Origin of the sequence: Serratia sp. OS31 (genome assembly GCF_014164835.1) — a bacterium.
Classification (GTDB): domain Bacteria; phylum Pseudomonadota; class Gammaproteobacteria; order Enterobacterales; family Enterobacteriaceae; genus Serratia; species Serratia liquefaciens_A.
In genome coordinates this window covers 24,249-47,599 of the sequence record NZ_JACJFQ010000019.1, presented here as the reverse complement: position 1 = coordinate 47,599, position 23,351 = coordinate 24,249, and the positions used below count along the sequence as shown (strand labels likewise).

Here is a 23,351-nt window from a genome sequence, read left to right as displayed (position 1 = left end):
AGGCCTTGACAGAGGTTTTTACGCAAACGATTGGCATTAGGCGCGGCAAGGCTTTGATCCGATAAATCCCCCCATTCGGCAACGGACTTTTACTCATGCTGAGAATGCGGTTTTTTCATGTTCTGTGAGCGGGATCGCCGCTCGCCGACCCCGCAACAAAAACAGGGGTATTTACAGCCACCACAGAAACCGTTAGGATGCGCTTAAACTTAAAGATGCATTTAAAATGCATCATTAGATTATTCCAATAATGAACGACCAAGGAGCGCTGCCATGCTGGATAGCCAAACCATCGCCACCGTAAAATCTACCATTCCCCTGCTGGCCGCTACCGGGCCGAAGCTGACCGCACATTTCTACGATCGTATGTTCGAGCACAATCCCGAACTAAAAGACGTGTTCAATATGAACAATCAGCGCAATGGCGATCAGCGTCAGGCGCTGTTCGATGCGATCTGCGCCTATGCCGCGAATATCGAAAATCTGGCGGCGCTGCTGCCGGCGGTAGAACGTATTGCCCAGAAGCACACCAGCCTGAATATTCAGCCGGATCAATATCAGATTGTCGGTGGCCATTTACTGGCAACTCTCGACGAAATGTTCAGCCCGGGTCAGGAAGTGCTGGATGCCTGGGGCAAAGCCTATGGCGTACTGGCGGACGTGTTTATCCAGCGTGAAGGCCAGATTTATCAGGCCAGCGAAAGCGCCGACGGTGGCTGGCGCGATCTGCGCGCTTTCCGCATCGTCAAAAAACAGCCGCAGAGCGAGGTGATTTGCAGCTTCGTGCTGGCGCCGGTTGACGGTGGCCGGGTCATCGACTTCAAACCGGGGCAATACCTGGCGGTGTATATCAAGCACGACAGCATGGAGAACCAGGAGATTCGCCAATACTCGCTGACCACCTCCCCGAACGGCGAATACTATCGCATTGCGGTGAAGCGTGAAGATCAGGGTAAGGTTTCGAACTTCCTGCATCAGCAGGCCAAAGAAGGCGACGTGATTTACCTTGCTCCGCCGCACGGGGATTTCTTCCTCGAAGCCAAGCCGGATACTCCAGTGGCGTTGATCTCCGCCGGCGTTGGCCAAACGCCCATGCTCGGCATGCTCAATACCCTGCACGATAACCGACATCAGGCAGACGTGCACTGGCTGCACGCGGCGGAAAACGGCAGCGTTCACGCCTTTGCCGATGAAGTGGCGGACATCGCCGGGCGCATGCCAAACCTGAGCCGCCACGTGTGGTACAACCAACCGAATGCTAATGATGTTGAAGGCCGAGACTACCAGAGCCGTGGCCTGATGGATCTCAGCGCCCTGCGCGAAACGCTCAGCACCCCGCAGATGCATTACTACTTCTGCGGACCGGTACCCTTTATGCAGCACGTAGGCAAACAGCTGCTGGAGATGGGCGTCAGTGCCGATCGTATCCACTACGAATGCTTCGGCCCACACAAGGTGATGTAATTGAAAAGGGCGCGGCCTGTGATGCCGCGCCCTGATGTTATTTCTCCGCCAGCTTGCGCGTCTCCTGCACCTGCTGCGCCGTCACCGGTGCCGCCTGATTCCCCCAACTGCCTCTTAGATAGCTCATCAAATCGGCTGCCTGCTGGTCATCCAGTGCCCAGGCATAGCCCGGCATGGCGATCGCGGTGGCGTGTTGGGTGATTGGCGTGTGTGCACCTTCCAGCACCACGCGCAGCGCAGTGATCGGATTTTCTGCCGTCACCGTCGTGTTGCCCGCCAACGCAGGAATGGTGTTGTCGCTGCCCTCGCCCTTATTGCCATGACAGGTTGAACAGTACATCGCATAGCTGCGCTGCCCCGCCTGCTGATGGTCGGCGGCCAGCGGCGTCACTTTCTGCGCCGCAGGTTGTTCCGCCGCCAGACTGTGCAAATAGGTGGCCATAGCGTTCAGATCGCCCTCGGTAAGATACTGCGTACTGTGGCTCACCACTTCGCTCATCGGCCCGGAAACCGCCGCATGTTGGCTGCGCCCGGTTTTCAACAGGGCAACCACTTGTTCCTGTTTCATTCCGCGTAACCCGGAAGCGTACCAACCGTCCAGCTCGGCGCCGCTCAGGAAGGCCGGCTCTTTGCTGTCCAGACCTTTTTCCTGCATCGCCCAGCCACGCGGCGTATGGCAACTGCCGCAGTGCCCCGCCCCCTGAACCAAATAGGCGCCGCGATTCCACTCTGCGCTCTGGTTGTGGTCCGGCTGGTAAGGCGTATCGTCATGGAACAGTTGATTCCATACCGCCAGCGGCCAGCGCATCGACAACGGCCAACTGATGTCACTGTCGCGGTTGGCGGTATTCTGCGCCGGTACTTCCTTCATCAGGTAGTCATACAGCGCACGCATATCTTCCGCATTCATTTTGGCGTAAGAGGTATAGGGCATCGCCGGATAAAGCCGGTGGCCATCTTTAGCGATCCCCTGACGCATGGCCCGATCAAACTCGTCAAAAGAATAAGCACCGATGCCATGCTGTTGGTCCGGCGTGATATTGGTGGCGTAAATATTGCCCAGCGGGGTCGGGAATTTCATGCCGCCGGCAAACAAGGCGCCCCCCGGCGCGGTATGGCAGGCGGTACAGTCACCGGCCTTGGCCACGTATTCCCCGGCCGACATCGCCTGGGCCGAGCCGCCCGCCGCCAGTAAGGTCAGCAAATACAGTGAACGCATTCTCATGCTCCCTCCTTCGCGGCAACCTTGCCATAGGCCAGCTCATTGACCGCGCGCCATGCCTGGTCGATCGCCGAGTTGGCGTACGGGCTCCAGTCTGAATCCGAGTTGGCAATCACGATTTTGCCGATCGGCTGGCGCGCTGTCTCAATGATCTTCTTCGCCTCGTCCTCATCGTCAAACAGCCCGTTAAGGAAGTAAGAGTAACCGTGTGACCAGCGGTTAACGGTAATGGCTTCAATATCGCGCTGATGATCGAAGCCGGCAGACCCCAGCATGCCTTGCAACTGTTCGCGGATCATCTGTTCATGCGCTTCAAACGGCGTCCCCAGCAGCAGGGCGCGGCCTTTGCGAGACTGTTCACGCGGGCTGAGTCCGCTGCCTGCCAACGTCGGCACGTACACCATATGCAGGCCAATCGGCTGGTCAGGATCGCTGGGATGCTGATAGCCGCCCATGCTCACCGGATAATCCAGCTTCACGCGGCAATAAGGGGCGGTTGGGGAGTAAACTTCGTGCACGCCCAGTTTGATAAACGGCTGCCAGTTGCGGATCACCACTTTGCTGTACACCAGCGGCGACTTCACGTTCTGCTTCAGCGCCTCTTGCTGTTCGGCCGACATTTCCGGCACCAGGTAAGGGATCATCATGTTATACCCGGCCATCACCACCTGGCCGGCGCGCACCTTGGTCATCTTCTCTCCGGTCATGTAGGTCACTTCGACCTTATCACCAACGTTGGCTGCGTGCAGTCCGGTGCTGTTCAATCGCAGTTTTACCGGTGACTCGGCCCGGTCGAGCTGGCTGTAATCAAACCTGGCGAGAACGATGTCATTCATGTCTTTGCCGCCAGGTGAAACGGCCGGGATCAGATGACGTACCATCAAACGCGTCAGGGTGGCGTTGCCGTCCGGGAAGTGGAACACGTAAGGATCGTCGAGATCCGCCTGCGACTCTTCGTCCAGCGGCGGTAAATTCATGCCGTTCAGGCCCGGCAGGTCACAAATGCGGGCGTCGCTGCACGAGGTCGCGTCAATCCCCACCGCCTGGAAGTCGCTGGTGGTCTGCTGAAAATAGCGAATGGCCATTTCGCTCAGGCCCACCTTTTCACGCAGGAATTCGGTATAGCTGTGCTTGTCGAGCCACTCGCTTTTCTGCTCCTGGCTCATTTCCGGCAGGTAGTCTTTGTCCACCGTATGCAGTGCAATCAGCGCCTGGCGGTCACTTTCCGGCAGCGGGAAATCGCCGATAAAGGCTTCATAGGAGCGGCCATTGAGGCGGTCGTGCGGAATATCATCCGCCACCATACGCCCAGGGTCACCGCTCACCACTTTGTCGACGCCAAAGTTCTTACGGTCGAAATAGACGCCGCGACTCAGGTTCAGATTGGGGTAAAAGGTGGTGTCGAAAGCCTTTTCCAGGTTGTCGATGCTGACGCCCAGCTTCTTCAGCAGGCCCATCGCCACCGGGCTAAAGTTGGAACGCGGCGACTGCAACGACTCGCTGCCGCCATAGCCGAGGATCGTCCCGTTCTCACTGCTGAATTCATTGCGTTTGGCGTGGCCGCCAAAATCATCATGATTGTCGATCAGCAGAATACGCTGCTGCGTCCCCTTCATTTGCTGCCAGAAGCAAGCTGCCGCCAGCCCGCTGATCCCGGCACCGACCACCACCAGATCAAACTCTTCCGTCGCCGGTACGGCGGCAAAATCGAAGGCCCTGCCGTCACGCCCCAATTGGTGGGCATGTTCAAAGGAACCGGGGTGGTTGCCCCGCAACCCTGTCAGCGTCGGCGGATAGTAAAGGGTTTGATTGGCAGTTTGCGGCGATGCCCGCAGGATCTGCATCGGCGTCAGCCCGGCAGCGATGGTGATCGCCACTCCATTAAGAAAATCGCGTCTGGTGATGCCCATAATTGGCTTCCTTTCAGTTTTTATTATCATCAGACCGGCGGGGCCGGTCTGAAGGCCGCGTTATTTTGCGGATAAATACAGTAAAATCAATGTTTGAACATCACATGACGTATCGCAGTGTAGTCTTCCAGACCATACATCGACATATCCTTGCCGTAACCGGACAGCTTTTGCCCCCCGTGCGGCATTTCACTCACCAGCATGAAATGGGTATTCACCCAGGTGCAGCCATACTGCAGACGAGCGCTTAGACGGTGTGCCCGGCCGACATCCCGGGTCCACAGCGACGACGCCAGGCCATACTGTGACTCGTTGGCCCAGGCCAACACCTGCGCCTCGTCCTCGAATGCCGTGACGGTCACCACCGGGCCGAACACTTCGCGCTGCACAATCTCGTCTTCCTGGCGCGCACCGGCCAGCAGCGTTGGCTGGAAATAATAGCCGGGGCCGTTGACTCGCTCACCACCGGTCACCACCTGCACGTGCGGCAGCGCCTTGGCTCTATCGACAAAACCCACCACCCGCTCCAGATGCTGAGCGGTGATCAACGGGCCGAGTTCGCTGTCAGGATCTTCCGGCCGGCCCATTTTCAGGCTGCCGATAGCCTCACCCAAGGCTTTCACCAGCTGCGGGTAAATGCCTTTCTGGGCGTAAATCCGGCAGGCGGCGGTACAATCCTGCCCGGCGTTGTAGAAACCAAAGCTGCGGATGCCCTCGACCACCTGTTGCAGATCGGCGTCGTCGAACACCAGCACCGGTGCTTTGCCGCCCAGCTCCATATGGGTACGTTTAATGCCGGGCGCGGTATGGGCAATGATGTGTTCGCCGGTAGCGATTGAGCCGGTCAGCGATACCATACGCACTTTGTCATGGCCGGTCAGCCGGTCACCGACGCTGGCGCCACGGCCAAACAGCACGTTGAATACGCCCGCAGGGAACACATCGGCGGCCAGCTCTGCCAGCTTGAAGGTGGTCAGCGGGGTTTGTTCCGAAGGCTTGAGCACCACGCAGTTCCCTGCCGCCAATGCCGGAGCCAGCTTCCATGCCGCCATCATCAGCGGGTAGTTCCAGGGGGCGATCGAGGCCACCACGCCCAACGGATCACGGCGGATCATCGACGTGTGCCCGGCCAGGTATTCACCGGCCGCCAGCCCACTCAGGCAACGGCTGGCACCGGCGAAGAAGCGGAAGACATCCGCCACCGCCGGCAACTCATCGTTCAATACGCAGTGGTAAGGTTTGCCGCAGTTAAGCGACTCCAGGCGGGCGAAAGTTTCCGCATGGTGGTCGATCAGGTCCGCCAGCTTCAACAGGTGCTCAGCGCGTTCTTTCGGTGTGGTCTGGCCCCATTCGACAAACGCGGCGTCGGCCGCCAATACCGCCTGATCGACCTGCTCTGCACTGGCTTCAGCCACCTGCACCACCACCTCTCCGGTTGCCGGGTTATACACCGGCAACAACTCGCCCTGGCCGGTAACCAGTTGGCCGTTAATCAACAGTTGGCTTTGCATAGGGTTATCCTTTTATAAGATGTCTGGTACGCATTAGGGTCAGAGGTTATTTGCCGCTGCCGGCGACGCTTTCGCCGCCTTTGGTCAGGTAATAGGCCCCCAAAATCGGGATCATGGTCAGCAACATCACCGACAGCGCCACCACGTTGGTGATCGGCACATCACGCGGGCGACCTAGCTGGTTCAGCAACCACAGCGGTAGCGTGCGCTCATGGCCGGCGGTGAAGGTGGTGACAATGATTTCATCAAACGACAACGCGAACGCCAGCATGCCTCCGGCCAGCAGCGCCGAGCCAAGGTTGGGCAATATCACGTAGCGGAAGGTTTGCCAGCCGTCGGCACCGAGATCCATAGAGGCTTCGATCAGGCTGTAGGAAGTTCGGCGGAAACGAGCAATCACGTTGTTGAACACGATCACCACGCAGAAGGTGGCATGGCCAATGACGATGGTCAGCACCCCCGGTTCGATATTCAACGCCTTAAACGCCGCCAGCAGTGCCAGACCGGTGACAATGCCCGGCAGCGCGATCGGCAACAGCAGCAGCAACGAAATGCTGTCTTTACCGAAGAAGTCACGCCGGTAAAGAGCCGCTGCCGCCAGAGTGCCCAGCACCAGTGCCACGACGGTGGCCAACGCGGCAATCTGCGCGGACAGCAGCATCGCATCGATAATGTCCTGACGCCCGGCGGCAACGCTGAACCAATGCAGCGTAAACCCCTTTGGCGGGAAGCTGAATGCCGCATCCTCGGTGTTGAAGGCGTAGAGGGCGATAATCGCCAACGGGAAATGCAGGAAAATCAGTCCGCCCCAGGCGGCCAGTTTTAGCCCTAACGGCGCGCGTTCAGAGTGCATCGAAGGCCCCCAGACGTTTCACAATGGAAAGATAAATCGCGATCAGTACGATCGGCACCAGAGTAAAGGCCGCGGCCATAGGCATATTGCCGATCGCCCCTTGCTGGGCGTAGACCATGCTGCCGATAAAGTAGCCCGGCGGCCCCACCAGCTGCGGCACGATAAAGTCCCCCAGCGTCAGCGAGAAGGTGAAAATTGACCCGGCGGCGATCCCCGGCACTGCCAGCGGCAGGATCACGTAGCGAAAGGTCTGCGCCGGTCGGGCACCCAGATCCGCCGATGCATGCAGCAGCGAAGGAGGCAGGCGTTCCAGCGCCGCCTGGATCGGCAGGATCATGAACGGCAGCCAGATATAAACAAACACCAAAAAACGGCCCAACCCGGAGGTGGATAGCGTGTTGCCGCCGACGCCCGGTACGGTCAGGATCGCCGCCAGCAACGGCTCCAGCCCGAGATGCTGCAGGAACCATTGCGCTACGCCATCCTTCGCCAACAGCAGTGTCCAGGCGTAGGCCTTGACGATATAACTGGCCCACATCGGCATCATCACCGCGATGTAGAAAAACGCCTTGGTGCGGCCGCTGGTGTAACGCGCCATATAATAGGCAATCGGAAACGCCAGCACCGCGCTGGCCAGGGACACCAGTACCGCCATCGTCAGCGTTCGCAGAATGATGTCGTAATTGGCGGGGTTGAACAGCGCCCGCAGGTTATCGAAAGTCAGATCCGGCGTCACCGTCATGGTGAAGTCGTCGAAGGTGTAAAAACCCTGCCACAGCAGCGTCAGCAGCGAGCCGAGGTAGACCGCGCCAAACCACAGCAGCGGCGGCACCAGTAACAGCAGCAGGTACAGCGTCGGCCGACGATATAAGTAGGTCGACAGGGTGCGCAAGGTACCGCGGCGCGGCGCGGGATAATCGATGCTCATCTCCATTTCACCTCGCCTCCAGCAATGGCACCATCGCCTCGCGCGACCAGCAGGCGGTGACCGGTTGGCCGATCAGATGTGGCTGCCCATCGGCGTGCCACTGAGGGTTCGCCTGGCTGACCAGCAGTTTCTCACCGCTGTTCAACGCAATTTCGTAGCGCGTCGCCGCTCCCTGATAATGGATCTCCTGCAGCGTACCCTGCACCTGAATTTCCCCCTGCGCCGCGCCGGCCTGATCCGCTAGCCGAATATGCTCGGGACGGATCGAGAAGGTAGCAGCCTGCCCCAACAACCGCTGCGCCAAATCGCTACGCACCACGTTTGAGGTGCCGACAAACTCGGCGACAAACGGCGTCTTCGGTCGCATGTAGAGTTCACGCGGCGCGTCCACCTGTTCAATACGGCCATTGTTGAACACCGCCACCCGGTCAGACATCGACAGCGCTTCACTCTGATCGTGGGTAACGAAAATAAAGGTGATGCCGAGCTGACGCTGCAGCTTTTTCAACTCCCCTTGCATCTGCTCGCGCAGCTTGAGATCCAGCGCGCCGAGCGGTTCATCCAGCAGCAGCACCCGTGGCCGATTGACCAGTGCGCGAGCCAGTGCGACACGCTGTCGCTGGCCGCCGGAAAGGTGCGCCGGTTTGCGCTCGGCAACAAACCCCAGCGCTACGCTGTCCAGCGCTTCCTGCGCGCGGGCCAGGCGTTCACGCTTGGCGACGCCTTTAACCATCAGCCCGTAAGCGACGTTTTCCAGCACCGACATGTGTGGGAACAGCGCGTAATCCTGGAAGACGGTATTCACGTCGCGCTGATACGGCGGCAAATTGGCGGCCTCCTGCCCGTGAATACGAATCGAGCCGGCAGTGAGCTGTTCGAAACCGGCGATCAACCGCAGGCAGGTGGTTTTCCCCGAGCCGGAAGGCCCGAGCATGGAGAAGAATTCCCCGTCTTGTATCTCGATTGAAACCCGGTCCACGGCGCGAACCTCGCCGAAGCTTCGCGAAACATCGATAAATTGCACGGCAATGGTCATGATCTGCGCTCCTGATTGACGTTAATCGGGCGTAGCGAACTACGCCCGCACGGGTTACCGACCGCCCATGATGGCGATGTAATCCTGAGTCCAGCGGCTGTAGGGCACGAATTTTCCGCCCTGCGCCTGTGGCGTTTTCCAGAAGGCAATCTTGTCGAACTGGTTGAAACCGTTGGTCTCGCAACCTTTATCACCCAACAGCGTGCTGGCTTTGCAACCCGCCGGCGAAGCCGGGACAGAACCGAACCAGGCGGCAACGTCGCCCTGCACTTTCGGTTCCAGCGACCAGTTCATCCACAGGTAGGCGCAGTTCGGGTGTTTGGCATCGGCGTGCAGCATGGTGGTGTCGGCCCAACCGGTCACCCCCTCTTTCGGGAACACCGTCCCGATCGGTTGGCCTTCCCCTTTCAGGGCATTGGCCTGATACGGCCAGGCGCTGGAGGCGACCACGCCTTCGTTTTTGAAATCGCTCATTTGTACCGAGGTGTCATGCCAGTAGCGATGAATCAATGCATGCTGGGTACGCAGCAGTTTCAACGCTGCCTGATACTGCTCTTCGTTAAGCTGATACGGATCGCTGATACCAAGCTGCGGCTGCGTGGCCTTCAGGAACAACGCCGCATCGGCGATATAGATTGGCCCATCGTAGGCCTGAACCCGGCCCTGGTTGGTTTTGCCATCCGGCAGGTTCTGCTGCTGGAACACCACCGCCCAGCTGTCCGGCGGCGTCGGGAAAGTTTTGGTGTTGTACATCAGCAGGTTCGGGCCCCACTGATAGGGCGTGCCGTAAGTTTTTCCGTCCAGGGTGTACCAGGCACCGTTTAACAAGCGCGGGTCGATGTTTTTCCAGTTAGGGATCAACGCGGTATTGATCGGCTGCACCCGCTTGCCGAAAATCAGCCGCAGCGATGCGTCGCCGGATGCAGTGACCAGGTCGTAGCCTCCTTTTGCCATCAGGCTGACCATTTCGTCGGAAGTGGCGGCGGTTTTCACATTCACCGCACAGCTGGTTTGCTTTTCAAACTGGCTGACCCAGTCGTAGTTTTTATCGGACTGGCCGCGTTCGATATAGCCGGGCCAGGCAATGATATCCAGTCGCCCTTCGCCCTTGCCGAGCGCCTGCGGCAGATCGGCCGCCTGGGCCAAACCGCAAAGTACGGTAAAACAGAGCGCGGAAACTGTGGTGGTGGCTGCGGTAGTTTTTCCCATCGTAATTACCCCTGTGTAGCCTATCTGTGTGCGGCAGGGAACGGCTGCCGCCCTGGTTTTATTTTGTGAAACCGTTAGAAGCTGGCTTTGAATTTCGCCATTACATGCCTGACAACGCTGTAGTCCTGCAGTGAATCGCTGGAAAGATCCTTGCCGTAGCCGGAGCGCTTCAGGCCCCCGTGCGGCATTTCACTCGCCAGGGTGAAATGGGTGTTGATCCAGGTACTGCCGTATTGCAGATGGGCAGCGATATGCAGCGCCCGATCGATATTCTGCGTCCAGATCGATGAGGCCAGACCGTACTCGGAATCGTTTGCCCAGTTGACCGCCTGTTCCAGATGTTCAAAGCGAGTGATGCTCACCACCGGGCCAAATACCTCTCGCTGGACGATTTCATCGCTTTGCAGACAGCCGGCAAGCAGCGTGGGCTGGTAATAGAAACCCGGGCCGGAATGCGCGGCGGCGCCGGTGATCAATTCAATGTGTGGCTGGCTGAGCGCACGCTCGACAAAGCTGGCGACGCGATCGCGCTGACGACTGCTGATCAGCGGACCGATTTCGTTATCCTCATCGCGTTTACGGGCAAAACGCAGGCTGGCAACCGCTTCGCCCAACGCATCCACCAGCTTCGGATAGATCCCCGCCTGCGCGTAGATGCGGCAGGCGGCGGTGCAGTCTTGCCCGGCGTTGTAGTAGCCATAGGTACGAATGCTGTTGACCACCTCGTCCAAATCGGCGTCGTCGCAGACAATCACCGGTGCCTTGCCCCCCAGCTCCAGGTGCGTGCGTTTGACGCTTTTCGCCGCCGCCTGCAGAATTTTTTGCCCGGTGACGATATCGCCGGTGACCGACACCAGCCGCACCTGCGGGTGGCCGACCAAATGGCTGCCAACCCCTTCCCCGCCGCCGTAGACGATATTCAGCACCCCCGGCGGCAGGATCTCCTGTAACGCGGGCACCAGCGCCAAAATGGTCAGAGGCGTGTGTTCGGAAGGTTTGAATACCACGGTGTTGCCCGCGGCCAGCGCCGGCGCAATTTTCCACGCCGCCATCATCAACGGATAATTCCAGGGCGCAATAGAGGCCACCACGCCGATCGGGTCGCGGCGGATCATTGAGGTGTGCCCTTCGATATATTCTCCGGCCAACTGCCCCTGTTGGGTGCGCACCGCGCCGGCAAAGAAACGAAAGACGTCGATGGCCGCCGGCAGGTCGTCATTGAGCGCCTGATGTAGCGGTTTGCCGCAGTTGAGTGCCTCCAGACCGGCCAGGCGTTCGGCCTGCCGCTCGATGGCATCGGCAATACGCAACAGAATAGCCGCGCGGTAGGCCGGCGTAGTCCGCGACCAGGAAGCGAACGCCTGTTGCGCCGCTTTCACTGCGTTGCCGACCTGAGCGGACGAGGCTTCGGTGATCGAGACCAAGGTCTCGCCATTCGCCGGATTAACGATGCACTCTTGCTGGCCTTCGCCTTCGACCGATTGACCGTTAATGAATTGCTGACAGGATAAACCTGAAAGGAGGTGCACATCTGCCATTGCGTATCGCCTCTGAGTGACAAAAACGTTAACTAAATGTGAAATAAGTTAGTTTTAATCAGACTAAGCGAGCATCAGGCAGCCAACAAATTCTAAATACTGAACGACGCGTTCGATTAAATCGAATGCTTCAGCCCAGCCGCGTGCATATTGCCGTTTTCACGTGCAATGGTGAGAAACGGCGTAACCAGCTCCGGCCGTGCACTACCGCGCCGCCATGCCAGGCCGATATCCAGCGGTTCCAGCAGATCCGCCAGCTTGCGTGCCTCAATCATATTGCCTTCCAGAGACCAGGCGCGGTAGGCCATGTCCGGCAAGATAGAAACGCCCATTCCCGCCGCTACCAGGCTGCGTACCGCCTCGGTTGAAGCGGTTTTCATGGCTATTTCCGGTTTTAAGCCTGCGCGCGCCCAGATACGCCGCGCATGCACGTCCATTTCGTCGGCATTAAGCTGGATCAGTGGCAACTTCGCCACATCCGCCAGGCTGATGCTTTCATGATCCAGCAGTGGATGCAGCGGTGGTAACCACAGGCGATAAGGTGAGTGCATCAGGACTTCGCTTTGCAGCGCATCGCGATCTTCGATGTTCGACAGGATCAGCACGCCAATATCGATTTCTCCACTGACCAGCAGATGCTCAATATAGGGCCGCTCGTCTTCAATCACCTGAATGGTGACGTTGGGGTATGCCGATTTAAAGCGCTTAAGCAGCTCGACCAAAAAGTAGCCTGCCACCAGGCTGGTCACGCCGATGGTCAACTTGCCGGTCAGGCTTTCGGTTCCCAGTTGCAGGCTACGCTTGGCGTTGTCCACCGTGGCAAGGATCAGATAAGACTGGCGCAGAAACTGGTGACCCTGATGCGTCAGGTTCATGCCCTTGGCGTGACGCTCAAACAGACGTACGCCGATGTCGGTTTCCAACTGCTGGATGGCCAGCGTCAGCGAAGACTGGGAAACAAACACCGCCTGGGCAGCGGCAGAGATCGAACCGGTTTCGGCCACCGCGATAAAATGGCGGATTTGGCGCAGCGTCATCATGAATAATCATCTCAGGCAAGGCAGTTGCGTTGAGTGTAGCCATCGGCGCGGTGAAGCGATCGGGAAAAGTATCAAAAACGCGATAGCCTTCGCTTTTTTAGAATGCTAACGCTGAAAGCTTCAGATACGACAAGGGCGCAGCATGCTGCGCCCTTGGGGGATTCAGACCGGAAAGGTTAAATCAAATCGCTTCTTCGTCTTGTTCGCCGGTCCGGATACGCACTACGCGCGCCACGTCGAAGACAAAGATTTTACCGTCGCCGATTTTACCGGTCTGCGCGGTCTGCATGATGGTTTCCACGCAGGTATCGACGATATCGTCGGCCACGACGATCTCAATTTTCACCTTCGGCAGAAAATCGACCATGTACTCAGCGCCACGGTACAGCTCAGTGTGCCCTTTCTGACGGCCAAAGCCTTTCACTTCGGTCACGGTCATCCCGGTAATGCCAACTTCAGCCAGCGCTTCACGGACATCATCCAGTTTGAACGGCTTGATAATAGCGTCGATCTTTTTCATCTTCTTTCCTTTACCAATTTTTGCGGCCAAAGCCGGATGTGATTGGGTAGCGGCGGTCTTTGCCGAAATTGCGGGCGGTGATGCGCGGCCCGACGGCGGCCTGACGCCGCTTGTATTCGTTAATATCCACCAGGCGTATCACCTTGCGAACGATCGCCTCGTCGAAGCCTTCGGCCACCAGATCGGCAACCGATTTATCGCGCTCGACGTAACCTTCCAGAATCGCATCCAGAATGTCGTACGGCGGCAGGCTGTCCTGATCGAGCTGATCCGGTGCCAGCTCGGCGGACGGTGGGCGATCGATAACGCGCTGCGGGATCACGTAAGAGACGGTATTGCGGTATTCGGACAGCTTGAACACCAGCGTTTTAGGCACGTCCTTCAACACGTCGAAGCCGCCGGCCATATCACCATACAGCGTGGCGTAACCTACGGCCATCTCGCTTTTGTTGCCGGTGGTCAACACGATGCTGCGGCGCTTGTTGGACAGCGCCATCAACACCACGCCGCGACAGCGCGCCTGCAGGTTCTCTTCCGTGGTATCGCGCTCGGTCCCCGCGAACATGGGCGTCAGCTGGCCCATAAAGGCGTCGAACATTGGCTCAATCGAGACGATATCGAATTCAATGCCCAGAATTTCAGCTTCTTCCCTGGCGTCGGCAATGCTGATGTCCGCGGTATAACGGAACGGCATCATCAGCGCCTGCACCTTGTCTTTGCCCAGCGCATCGACGGCAATCGCCAGCGTCAGCGCCGAATCGATACCGCCGGAAAGCCCCAGTACGGCACCCTTGAAGCCGTTTTTGGTCACGTAATCGCGCACCGCCAGCACCAGGGCTTCATAGACCTGTGCCAGCTGCGGCAGTTCGGCGGCCGGAGCGGTCATCGGTACCACGTCCAGCTCGTTGAATTCCAGCAGGGTTACCTGCTCGGCAAATGCCGCCAGGCGATGGGTCATGTTGCCGGCTGCGTCGAAGACTTTCGAACAGCCGTCAAAAATCAGCTCATCCTGGCCGCCAATCTGGTTCAGGTACACCAACGGCAAATGGGTACGCTGGCAATGGCCGGCCATCAGGGTTTTACGGATGTACGGCTTTTCGCGGTTGTAAGGCGATGCATTGATCGACAGAATCATTTCGGCACCGGCGGCCCTGGCGGCATCAACCGGCTCAGGGAACCACAAGTCTTCGCAAATCAGCAGGCCCAAACGGTAGCCTTTCAGCTCAACCACGCAGGTGTCATTACCGGCCTGGAAGTAGCGCTTCTCATCGAATACGCCGTAGTTCGGCAACTGCTGTTTGAAGTAACGCGCCAGCAACTGCCCTTCAGAAAACAGCGACAGCGCATTATAGAGTTTGTCGCCTTCACGCCACGGATGACCGACCAGGATCGCCACGTCGGTGGAGGCCTGCTGCAGACGCAGAAGTTGCTCGTCACAACGTTGGTAAAAGTCGTTGCGATACAGCAGATCTTCCGGCGGATAGCCGGACAGCGCCAGTTCGGTGAACATGACCAGATCGGCTCCCGCCTTCTGCTGCTGTTGCACGGTTTGCAACATTCGTTCGGTGTTGCCTTCGATGTCACCGACCAGCAGATTCAACTGGGCCAGTGCGATGGAAAGTGATCTGCTCATTGTTTAGGATCCCGCTTAATACGTTCCATGGTTCTTTGCGTTTGGTCATGCCAGCAATTGAGAACGGAGTGTAAATCATTCCGCCGCGTTTGTTGAGAACCTGCGTGCGCAGGCCGCTGCGGAAAACATCATTCTTTAAAATCGTTGGCGTCCAGTTCATGGCGCGACAGCAATTTATAAAACTCGGTACGGTTACGGCCCGCCATGCGCGCGGCCTGGGTGACGTTACCCTTGGTGATCTGCAACAGCTTGCGTAAATAGTGCAATTCAAACTGATTACGCGCCTCGACAAAAGTCGGCAATGCGGTGTTTTCCCCTTCCAACGCCTGCTCTACCAACGCCTCGCTGATCACCGGCGCTGAGGTCAGGGCCACGCACTGCTCGATCACGTTCACCAGTTGGCGCACGTTGCCCGGCCAGCTGGCGGTCATCAGGCGTTTCATGGCGTCCGAAGAGAAGCTGCGGACAAACGGCTTGTGTCGCTTGGCGGATTCGCGCAGCAGATGATTGGCCAGCAGCGGAATATCCTCGGCCCGCTCGTTCAGCGCCGGGATCTTCAGGTTCACCACGTTGAGGCGGTAGTACAGATCCTCGCGGAATTCGTTTTTCGCCATCGCCTTTTGCAGATCGCGGTGGGTGGCGGAGATAATGCGTACGTCGATGTCCAGATCGCGGTTACTGCCCAGCGGGCGTACCTTGCGCTCCTGCAGCACGCGCAGCAGCTTCACCTGCAGCGAAAGCGGCATATCGCCAATCTCGTCGAGGAACAGCGTCCCGCCCGCGGCGGCCTGGAACAGCCCTTCACGGCTGCTGACCGCGCCGGTAAACGCCCCTTTGGCATGACCGAACAGCTCCGACTCCAACAGTTGTTCCGGCAACGCACCGCAGTTAATGGCGATAAACGCCTTCTTGCCGCGTGGGCTGGCGCCGTGGATCGCCTGCGCCAACACTTCTTTACCGGTACCGCTATGGCCGTTGATCAAGACGCTGACGTCCGACTGCGCCACCATTTTCGCCTGCTCCAGCAGGCGCAGCATGATGGGACTGCGGGTGACGATATCTTCACGCCAGCTGTCATCACCGGCCGGCAATGACTGCGACAGCGCTTCGTCGATGGCCTTGTACAGCGCATCGCGGTCCACCGGTTTGGTCAGGAAGCTGAACACCCCTTGCTGAGTGGCCGCCACCGCATCCGGGATCGAACCGTGGGCGGTCAGAATGATCACCGGCATGCCCGGCTGGTGCTTTTGGATCTCGGCGAACAGCGCCATGCCGTCCATTTCATCCATCCGCAGATCGCTGATCACCAGATCAATTTTCTCGCGCCCTAACAGGCGCAGCGCTTCCTGGCCGCTTTCGGCGGTGGTGACATGAAACCCTTCGCTGGTCAGGCGCATGCCCAACAGCTTGAGCAGGCTGGGATCGTCGTCAACCAATAACAAATTGGCCGGTTTGCGTGCTGTCATTGCGCGTGAGACTCCTTATTAGCGGGGGGCGGCGCGTAAGTATCTTCCGGCTCGATCGGCAGGGCGGTGCCCTTTTCCGGCTCAGCGTCCGATTCTTCGGCCTTGGCCGGCGCCACTTTCTTGCCCGTTGCGTCGGTTTTTGGCTGTGTCCCGCTGTTATCCGGGATTTCACTTTGCAGCTGCTTGCGCGAAGAGAGCTGACGTTCGATATCGGTCAGATTTTCCAGCTTGCGTGACGTGTCCTGCAACTGCGCTTGCAGGCGAACCTGGCTCTGGCGCAACTGGTCTATCTGGCTGTCGGTGCTTTCCTGCAGATGCTGATAGCGTGCCTTTTCATCAAACAGGGTGATTTGCAGCACCTGCTGCTGGCGCCACAGCTGCAACAGTGGGCGCAGCGAGCTTGGGAACTCAAGACGATAACTGTTCAGGCGATCGATAATCTGACGGCGCTCGCCCGAAGTCGGTTCGGCGCTGCCCAGCAGAATGCTTTGTTTGAAGATGCCGTCCCAGCTGTTGCCGGGCACGGTTTTTGCCAGCGCACGCGCCTGGGTTGAACCGATACGATCGGCACAGTCCATAGCGCGCAGCCAGTAAAGTGAGTTATTCAGCGCGTCTTTATCATCCAGCGGCCACAGGGTGTCACAGGCCGCAATGCGGTAATCCACCACTTTGGTATCCGGGATCGCTTCCTGCTGGGGTTGATTCAGACCCCCGCTGACCGCACGATCGACACAGCCAGCCAGCAGAAACGGCATAAAAAGCACGCTGCCTAAAAAAGAAAATCGACGCTTGCCGAGCGGCGTGCCCAGTGTGGCACGCGGTGAACGTTCGGTCTGCGTAAGACGAAGGCGTTTAGACCATGTGTACATTATTATTCATTCTCGGCGGTTAATGGCAATTCAATACGGAAGCAGACGTCTGCGCCGGCGACTTCAACCAGCTGCAGCTCACCGCGCATCCGGCGGATACAATCCTGCGCGATGCTCAGCCCCAGACCGCTTCCTTTTACCGCCCCTTTTCGCTGGTGACTACCCTGGAAAAAAGGCTCGAAAATCATGGTTTTCTCGGCTTCGGGGATCGGTGTGCCGCTGTTGGCGACATCAATCTGCACCCGTTGCCCAACCTGACGGCTGCGGATCCAAATGTTACCGGATTCCTTGCCGTAGTGCACCGCATTGGAGTAGAGATTATCCAGCACGCGCATTAATAGCGTAGGCTCTGCCCAGCATATTTCCGCATCCAGTTGGATCTCGGTGCGGATCATTTTTGCCCGAGCCGGCAAACTGTGCGCAGCCACAACCATATCGACCATGTCGGTCAACTCGACATTTTCATGTTCCGCCGGGCCATCGGCCAGTTTGCGGTTGTAATCCAGCAGTTGTTCAATCAGTTGCTGCAGGTGTCGGCTGCTTTGATCGAGGATCGTCACCACCTCTTTTTGATCCGAGGTCAGCGGCCCTGCCACTTCATCCGCCAGCAGTTCGGTGCCTTCACGCATGCTGGCCAGCGGCGTTTTCAATTCATGCGAGATATGGCGCAAGAACTCATGGCGCTGCGACTCCAGCCACGCCAGGCGCTCGCTCAGCCAAATAATGCGCTGCGCCAGCGAACGCAATTCACGGGGACCTTTAAAGGCGTCGGTGCTGCCCAGCGCCCGCCCTTCACCCAAACGGTTGATCATCCTCTCTACCGCTTTGACCGGCCCGATGATCATTCGGGTGAACAACACCACCAGCATCACGCTGACCAGAAACAGCATCAGTGCCTGCCAGCCGAAGAACTGACCGCGCTCGGCAATCGCCTGCTGTAGCTGCTGGCCGCGTGAAAACACCACGGCACGCGTGGCCTGTACCATCTCGGCATTGGAGCGTGAAAACGATTCTAACAGCGTGGAAGCCTGCGGATCCGGACCACTGCTTTGGCATTTAATCGCTGCCAGCTGGGTCAACAGATCGCGCAAGGTTTGATAATAGCGTTCATCCGGCAGGATCGGGGCATGGGCATCCAGCATTTGCGAATACTGTTTGCGCTGATTCTGATAGAGGCGCGCCAGTGTGGGATCCACCAGCACGCAATATTGGCGGTAGCTGCGCTCCATTTCCAACGCCACGCTGGTCATCGCCTCGCTGCGTCGTGCATCCACCAACGTAGTGCGATTGATGTCCGCCGCTTGTGCGCTGAGGTGATCCAGACTCTGGTAAGCCTGATAGGCCAGCACCAGCAGCGGTAACAGCACCAGCAAGAACGCCATCAACACCAGTTGACGTAGCGAACGGGGAAATAAACGCCATCTTTTCAACGAAATCATCTCATTGTCTCTAGTCTGCTTCGATGCTAACCGAGTCGCCGATGAGAGGAAAGCCCGGCGTTCAGCGGAGCGTCAGGAAAATAAAGGGATCGTGCAGGTGGGCGGGGAATAACGTTAGAACTTACTGATAACGAAAGAGAGGCCAACATGACTTTGAGATTGGACGCTGGGGCAAGACTGCCCCATCGCAAGAATGTGTGGATGCCCTTATTTCTCGTCCCCAGGGTGATGTAGCCCAAAGGCTGGCATCGAACAGGACGAATAGCATCCGTAAGTATCCGGAATTGATGAACACTCATCACAGTTGGATACAGGCGGTGCCTCACTCCACGTGTCGCCCGATGCTTGATAAAGCGCTTGCGCGACTGTTATCGGTTTGGTTGGACGATAGGCACCATTTCTTTGGCATCATTCGGGGGCTTATGAGGCAACTGTTCCGTCTATTTACGGGGCCGTCATAAAAAGTTGAATGAGCAACTGAGCAGAATAATGCACTTAACGTGCCAACTTTTCAATTAATTTATTAACCAACTGAATTTAAAGAAAAATAAATTAAAAAATGCCAAAACACTCGTATTCTCAGCTCTGTGGGCGAAGAAAAAAACGCCGACCTGTCGCCAAAAACCGACAACTTAAGCCAATTAATTTTACATCATTATAAATCAGTAAGTTACATGTCTCTTTTTAGAGACAGTGAAAATACCCTCTGTCGCAAAATGCAGACAATCGCCATCGCCATAAATAAATAGAAAAGGGACGCAATTTCTTGCGTCCCTTTCGGCTAGCACAGCGTTATCGCTTAACCCAGCTGCTTACGGGCGTTGCGGAACATGCGCATCCACGGGCTGTCTTCGCCCCACTCTTCCGGATGCCATGAGTTGCTGACGGTACGGAACACGCGCTCCGGATGCGGCATCATTACCGTTGCACGCCCATTGGCGCTGGTGACGGCGGTGATACCGTTCGGCGAACCGTTCGGGTTGGCCGGGTAGCTTTCCGTAACCTGACCGGCATTATCGACAAAGCGCAATGCCACCAGACCATGGTGCTCCAGGGCTGCCAAATGTGCCGCATCGCGCACTTCGACATGCCCTTCACCGTGCGAAACGGCAATCGGCATACGCGAACCCGCCATCCCCTGCATGAACAGCGACGGGCTGGCCGCCACTTCCACCAGGCTGAAGCGAGCCTCAAAACGGTCTGACAGGTTACGTACGAAACGCGGCCAATGTTCGGCACCGGGGATCAGATCGCGCAGGTTCGACATCATCTGACAACCGTTGCACACGCCCAGTGCCAAGGTCTGTGGACGGTGGAAGAAGGATTCGAACTCGTCACGCACGCGGTCGTTGAACAGAATCGACTTCGCCCAGCCTTCGCCGGCGCCCAACACGTCGCCATAAGAGAAACCGCCACAGGCCACCAGAGTATGGAAGTCCTGCAGGTCACGGCGCCCTTCGAGCAAATCGCTCATGTGCACATCTACCGCATCGAAACCGGCGCGGTGGAATGCCGCTGCCATCTCAACGTGGGAGTTAACGCCCTGCTCGCGCAGCACCGCCACTTTAGGGCGTGCGCCCTTGGCAATATAAGGTGCCGCAATATCTTCTTCCGGTGCAAAGCTCAGTTTGACGTTCAGGCCAGGATCGCGCTCGTCCTGCTTGGCCTGGTGCTCCTGATCGGCACATTCAGGGTTATCGCGCAGACGCTGCATCTGCCAGGTCGTTTCCGCCCACCAGGTGCGTAACGTGGCACGGCTTTCGCTGTATACCGGTTTGTCGCCCTGAGTAATCACAAAGCGATCGCCAGCCTGTACGCTGCCGATGTGGTGCACATTGTCCGTCAGGCCATGCTGAGCAAACGCCTGTTGTACCGCTTCAAGCCGATCGGCCGTCACCTGGATCACCGCGCCCAACTCTTCGTTGAACAGCGCTGCCAACGCGTCGTCGCCCAACCCTTGAATATCTACCTGTACACCGCAGTGGCCGGCAAACGCCATTTCCGCCAGCGTCACCAACAGACCGCCATCGGAGCGGTCGTGGTAGGCCAGCAGTGCGCGGTCGGCTACCAATTGTTGCATGGCGTTGAAGAAGCCCGCCAATTGCTCAACGTTACGCACATCGGCCGGTTTGTCGCCCAGTTGACGGTAAACCTGCGCCAGCGCAGTGGCACCCAGCGCGTTATGACCATTACCCAGGTCGATCAGCAGCAATGCCGTGTCGCCCTTGTCGGTTCGCAACTGTGGCGTTACGGTGTGGCGCACATCTTCGACGCGGGCAAAACCGGTGATCACCAGCGACAACGGCGAAGTCATTTCGCGCTGCTCGTTGCCTTCCTGCCAGCGGGTTTTCATCGACATGGAGTCTTTGCCCACCGGAATGGTGATGCCCAGCGCCGGACAAAGCTCTTCGCCCACCGCTTTTACCGCTGCATATAGGCCGGCATCCTCACCCGGGTGACCGGCGGCGGCCATCCAGTTAGCGGAAAGCTTGACGCGCTTGAGCGAACCGATCTCGGTTGCCGCCAGGTTGGTCAGCGCTTCCCCCACAGCCAGGCGGCCGGAAGCGGCGAAGTCCAGCAGGGCAACCGGCGCACGTTCGCCGATCGACATCGCTTCACCGTAGTAACTGTCCAGACTGGCCGTCGTAACCGCGCAGTCGGCTACCGGGATCTGCCATGGCCCGACCATCTGATCGCGTGCCACCATACCGGTCACGGTACGGTCGCCGATGGTGATCAGGAAGGTTTTCTCTGCAACTGCCGGCAGGTGCAGAACACGTTTTACCGCATCGGCCAAAGTAATGTTGTCGCGCTGTACCGGCTGGCCTTTAGCCTGCAGGCGGGTCACGTCACGCGTCATCTTCGGCGTTTTGCCCAGCAGCACGTCCAACGGCATGTCGATCGGCTGGTTGTCGAAATGGCTGTCGTTCAGCGTCAAATGCTGTTCTTCGGTGGCTTCGCCGATCACCGCATAAGGGGCACGCTCACGGTGACAAATCTCGTCGAACTGCGCCATCTGCGCCGGGGCAATCGCCATCACATAGCGTTCCTGCGATTCATTGCACCAGACTTCCAGCGGGCTCATGCCCGGTTCGTCGTTAAGGATATCGCGCAGTTCGAAACGGCCACCGCGGCCACCGTCGCTGACCAGCTCTGGCATGGCGTTAGACAAACCGCCCGCCCCCACATCGTGGATAAACAGAATCGGGTTCTGTTCGCCCAACTGCCAGCAGCGGTCGATCACTTCCTGGCAGCGACGCTCCATTTCCGGGTTGTCGCGCTGTACCGAGGCAAAATCCAGATCGGCGTCGGACTGGCCGGAGGCCATAGAAGAGGCTGCGCCGCCGCCCAGACCGATGTTCATCGCCGGGCCACCCAGCACCACCAGTTTGGCGCCGACGGTGATTTCGCCTTTTTGCACATGGTCGGCGCGGATGTTGCCGATACCGCCCGCCAGCATGATCGGTTTGTGATAACCGCGCAGTTCGACGCCGTTATGGCTGTTGACCTGTTCTTCGTAGGTACGGAAGTATCCCACCAACGCCGGACGGCCGAATTCGTTATTGAACGCTGCACCACCCAGTGGGCCGTCGGTCATAATGTCCAGTGCGGTTACGATGCGATCCGGTTTGCCAAAATCCTGCTCCCAGGGCTGCTCGAAGCCGGGAATGCGCAGGTTGGAAACCGAAAAGCCCACCAGGCCGGCCTTGGGTTTGGCACCGCGACCCGTAGCGCCTTCGTCGCGGATCTCGCCACCTGAACCGGTAGCGGCGCCCGGCCACGGGGAGATCGCCGTCGGGTGGTTATGGGTTTCCACCTTCATCAGGATGTGGGCCTCTTCCTGATGGTAGTCATACTGACCGCTTTGCGGCGCAGCGAAGAAACGGCCGACCTGTGAACCTTCCATCACGGCGGCATTGTCTTTATAAGCCGACAGCACGTAATCCGGCGTCTGCTCGAAGGTATTTTTGATCATTTTGAACAGCGACTTCGGCTGCTGTTCGCCATCGATGATCCAATCGGCGTTGAAAATTTTATGACGGCAGTGTTCCGAGTTGGCCTGCGCGAACATATAGAGTTCGATATCCGTCGGGTTGCGCCCCAGCCCGGTAAAGGCATTCAGCAGATAGTCGATTTCGTCTTCGGCCAGCGCCAGACCCAGCTTAAGGTTGGCCTGTTCCAGCGCGCTGCGCCCTTCCCCCAGCATATCGATCGCCTGATAAGGCGCCGGCTGATGCTGAGCAAACAGCTGCTCTGCCTGTTGCAAGCTGCTGAAGACGGTTTCCATCATCCGGTCATGCAGCAATGCGGCAAGCTGTTGCCACTGTGCTTCAGTCAGCGTCGGTGCCTTGACGTAAAACGCCAGACCGCGCTCCAAGCGCACCACCTGCTTCAAACCGCAGTTATGGGCGATATCGGTGGCTTTGGAAGACCAGGGAGAAATGGTGCCCGGACGCGGTGTCACCAACAGCAGGCGACCTTCAGGGGCATGTTCGGCGAGAGAGGGACCGTACTTGAGCAGGCGCGCGAGCTTGCCGTGTTCTTCGGCAGTGAGCGGTGCGCTAACATCGGCAAAGTGGACGTACTCGGCGTAGATATCACTGACCGGAAGTTGGGCGTCCTGGCAGCGGGACAACAGTTTGGTAACACGAAAAGCCGACAAAGCGGGCGAACCACGCAGTATTTCCATAATCAAAGTTCTCTCGTCTTCGA

At 58.2% G+C, this 23,351-nt stretch carries 16 protein-coding genes; 1 reads left to right on the top strand and 15 read right to left on the bottom strand.

What is annotated here, in order from left to right:
* Window positions 1-273 precede the first annotated feature (273 nt).
* On the top strand, window positions 274-1,464 hold the full coding sequence (hmpA, locus tag H5P17_RS16300) for an NO-inducible flavohemoprotein (protein WP_182824020.1): 1,191 nt from the start codon (window positions 274-276) through the stop codon (window positions 1,462-1,464).
* A gap of 37 nt (window positions 1,465-1,501) precedes the next feature.
* On the opposite strand, the gene H5P17_RS16295 is transcribed toward hmpA, so the two are convergent.
* The 15 genes from H5P17_RS16295 to purL form a co-directional block, all read right to left on the bottom strand.
* Window positions 1,502-2,689 (bottom strand): cytochrome c, encoded by a 1,188-nt coding sequence (locus H5P17_RS16295; RefSeq protein WP_182824018.1) that lies wholly within the window; start codon window positions 2,687-2,689, stop codon window positions 1,502-1,504.
* Window positions 2,686-4,596 carry an FAD/NAD(P)-binding protein gene (locus H5P17_RS16290; RefSeq protein ID WP_182824016.1) on the bottom strand — a complete coding sequence of 637 codons (1,911 nt, stop codon included), beginning with the start codon at window positions 4,594-4,596 and terminating at the stop codon, window positions 2,686-2,688. The genes H5P17_RS16295 and H5P17_RS16290 overlap by 4 nt, the downstream gene beginning before the upstream one ends.
* Window positions 4,597-4,682: 86 nt before the next feature.
* Window positions 4,683-6,107, bottom strand: coding sequence for an aminobutyraldehyde dehydrogenase (gene patD, locus H5P17_RS16285; RefSeq protein ID WP_182824014.1), 1,425 nt, complete (start codon window positions 6,105-6,107; stop codon window positions 4,683-4,685).
* A 46-nt stretch (window positions 6,108-6,153) separates the two neighbouring features.
* Window positions 6,154-6,960 (bottom strand): ABC transporter permease, encoded by an 807-nt coding sequence (locus H5P17_RS16280; protein ID WP_044554558.1) that lies wholly within the window; start codon window positions 6,958-6,960, stop codon window positions 6,154-6,156.
* Window positions 6,950-7,894 carry an ABC transporter permease gene (locus tag H5P17_RS16275; protein WP_020828179.1) on the bottom strand — a complete coding sequence of 315 codons (945 nt, stop codon included), beginning with the start codon at window positions 7,892-7,894 and terminating at the stop codon, window positions 6,950-6,952. The genes H5P17_RS16280 and H5P17_RS16275 overlap by 11 nt, the downstream gene beginning before the upstream one ends.
* Before the next feature lies 1 nt (window position 7,895).
* Window positions 7,896-8,924: an ABC transporter ATP-binding protein gene (locus H5P17_RS16270; RefSeq protein WP_044554556.1), complete on the bottom strand. Its 1,029-nt coding sequence runs from the start codon at window positions 8,922-8,924 to the stop codon at window positions 7,896-7,898.
* Window positions 8,925-8,978: 54 nt separating this feature from the next.
* Window positions 8,979-10,133 (bottom strand): putative ABC transporter substrate-binding protein YdcS, encoded by a 1,155-nt coding sequence (ydcS, locus tag H5P17_RS16265; protein ID WP_182824012.1) that lies wholly within the window; start codon window positions 10,131-10,133, stop codon window positions 8,979-8,981.
* 74 nt (window positions 10,134-10,207) lie between these two features.
* Window positions 10,208-11,671: a gamma-aminobutyraldehyde dehydrogenase gene (locus H5P17_RS16260; RefSeq protein ID WP_044554555.1), complete on the bottom strand. Its 1,464-nt coding sequence runs from the start codon at window positions 11,669-11,671 to the stop codon at window positions 10,208-10,210.
* A 116-nt stretch (window positions 11,672-11,787) separates the two neighbouring features.
* Window positions 11,788-12,711, bottom strand: a complete 924-nt coding sequence (locus H5P17_RS16255) for a LysR substrate-binding domain-containing protein (RefSeq protein WP_020828183.1) — start codon at window positions 12,709-12,711, stop codon at window positions 11,788-11,790.
* A gap of 181 nt (window positions 12,712-12,892) precedes the next feature.
* Window positions 12,893-13,231, bottom strand: a complete 339-nt coding sequence (glnB, locus tag H5P17_RS16250) for a nitrogen regulatory protein P-II (RefSeq protein WP_004847623.1) — start codon at window positions 13,229-13,231, stop codon at window positions 12,893-12,895.
* Window positions 13,232-13,241: 10 nt separating this feature from the next.
* A complete protein-coding gene (locus H5P17_RS16245; RefSeq protein ID WP_044554551.1) occupies window positions 13,242-14,864 on the bottom strand; it encodes an NAD+ synthase in 1,623 nt (540 codons plus the stop codon).
* Between the two features lie 128 nt (window positions 14,865-14,992).
* Complete coding sequence (gene glrR / locus H5P17_RS16240; RefSeq protein WP_044554550.1) at window positions 14,993-16,330, bottom strand: two-component system response regulator GlrR; 1,338 nt, start codon at window positions 16,328-16,330, stop codon at window positions 14,993-14,995.
* On the bottom strand, window positions 16,327-17,199 hold the full coding sequence (qseG, locus tag H5P17_RS16235) for a two-component system QseEF-associated lipoprotein QseG (RefSeq protein WP_053225549.1): 873 nt from the start codon (window positions 17,197-17,199) through the stop codon (window positions 16,327-16,329). Before qseG ends, glrR begins: the two co-directional genes overlap by 4 nt.
* A 2-nt stretch (window positions 17,200-17,201) precedes the next feature.
* Complete coding sequence (locus tag H5P17_RS16230; protein WP_044554549.1) at window positions 17,202-18,638, bottom strand: HAMP domain-containing sensor histidine kinase; 1,437 nt, start codon at window positions 18,636-18,638, stop codon at window positions 17,202-17,204.
* Between the two features lie 799 nt (window positions 18,639-19,437).
* Window positions 19,438-23,328: a phosphoribosylformylglycinamidine synthase gene (purL, locus tag H5P17_RS16225; RefSeq protein ID WP_182824010.1), complete on the bottom strand. Its 3,891-nt coding sequence runs from the start codon at window positions 23,326-23,328 to the stop codon at window positions 19,438-19,440.
* Between the last annotated feature and the right edge of the window lie 23 nt (window positions 23,329-23,351).

What these genes read in the sequence shown, in the direction of transcription:
- patD (WP_182824014.1), bottom strand. Translation starts at nt 6,107, where the DNA reads ATGCAAAGCCAACTGTTGATTAACGGCCAACTGGTTACCGGCCAGGGC.
- glrR (WP_044554550.1), bottom strand. Translation starts at nt 16,330, where the DNA reads ATGACAGCACGCAAACCGGCCAATTTGTTATTGGTTGACGACGATCCC.
- H5P17_RS16270 (WP_044554556.1), bottom strand. Translation starts at nt 8,924, where the DNA reads ATGACCATTGCCGTGCAATTTATCGATGTTTCGCGAAGCTTCGGCGAG.
- glnB (WP_004847623.1), bottom strand. Translation starts at nt 13,231, where the DNA reads ATGAAAAAGATCGACGCTATTATCAAGCCGTTCAAACTGGATGATGTC.
- H5P17_RS16245 (WP_044554551.1), bottom strand. Translation starts at nt 14,864, where the DNA reads ATGAGCAGATCACTTTCCATCGCACTGGCCCAGTTGAATCTGCTGGTC.
- H5P17_RS16295 (WP_182824018.1), bottom strand. Translation starts at nt 2,689, where the DNA reads ATGAGAATGCGTTCACTGTATTTGCTGACCTTACTGGCGGCGGGCGGC.
- hmpA (WP_182824020.1), top strand. Translation starts at nt 274, where the DNA reads ATGCTGGATAGCCAAACCATCGCCACCGTAAAATCTACCATTCCCCTG.
- qseG (WP_053225549.1), bottom strand. Translation starts at nt 17,199, where the DNA reads ATGTACACATGGTCTAAACGCCTTCGTCTTACGCAGACCGAACGTTCA.
- H5P17_RS16230 (WP_044554549.1), bottom strand. Translation starts at nt 18,638, where the DNA reads ATGATTTCGTTGAAAAGATGGCGTTTATTTCCCCGTTCGCTACGTCAA.
- purL (WP_182824010.1), bottom strand. Translation starts at nt 23,328, where the DNA reads ATGGAAATACTGCGTGGTTCGCCCGCTTTGTCGGCTTTTCGTGTTACC.
- ydcS (WP_182824012.1), bottom strand. Translation starts at nt 10,133, where the DNA reads ATGGGAAAAACTACCGCAGCCACCACCACAGTTTCCGCGCTCTGTTTT.
- H5P17_RS16290 (WP_182824016.1), bottom strand. Translation starts at nt 4,596, where the DNA reads ATGGGCATCACCAGACGCGATTTTCTTAATGGAGTGGCGATCACCATC.
- H5P17_RS16260 (WP_044554555.1), bottom strand. Translation starts at nt 11,671, where the DNA reads ATGGCAGATGTGCACCTCCTTTCAGGTTTATCCTGTCAGCAATTCATT.
- H5P17_RS16275 (WP_020828179.1), bottom strand. Translation starts at nt 7,894, where the DNA reads ATGGAGATGAGCATCGATTATCCCGCGCCGCGCCGCGGTACCTTGCGC.
- H5P17_RS16255 (WP_020828183.1), bottom strand. Translation starts at nt 12,711, where the DNA reads ATGATGACGCTGCGCCAAATCCGCCATTTTATCGCGGTGGCCGAAACC.
- H5P17_RS16280 (WP_044554558.1), bottom strand. Translation starts at nt 6,960, where the DNA reads ATGCACTCTGAACGCGCGCCGTTAGGGCTAAAACTGGCCGCCTGGGGC.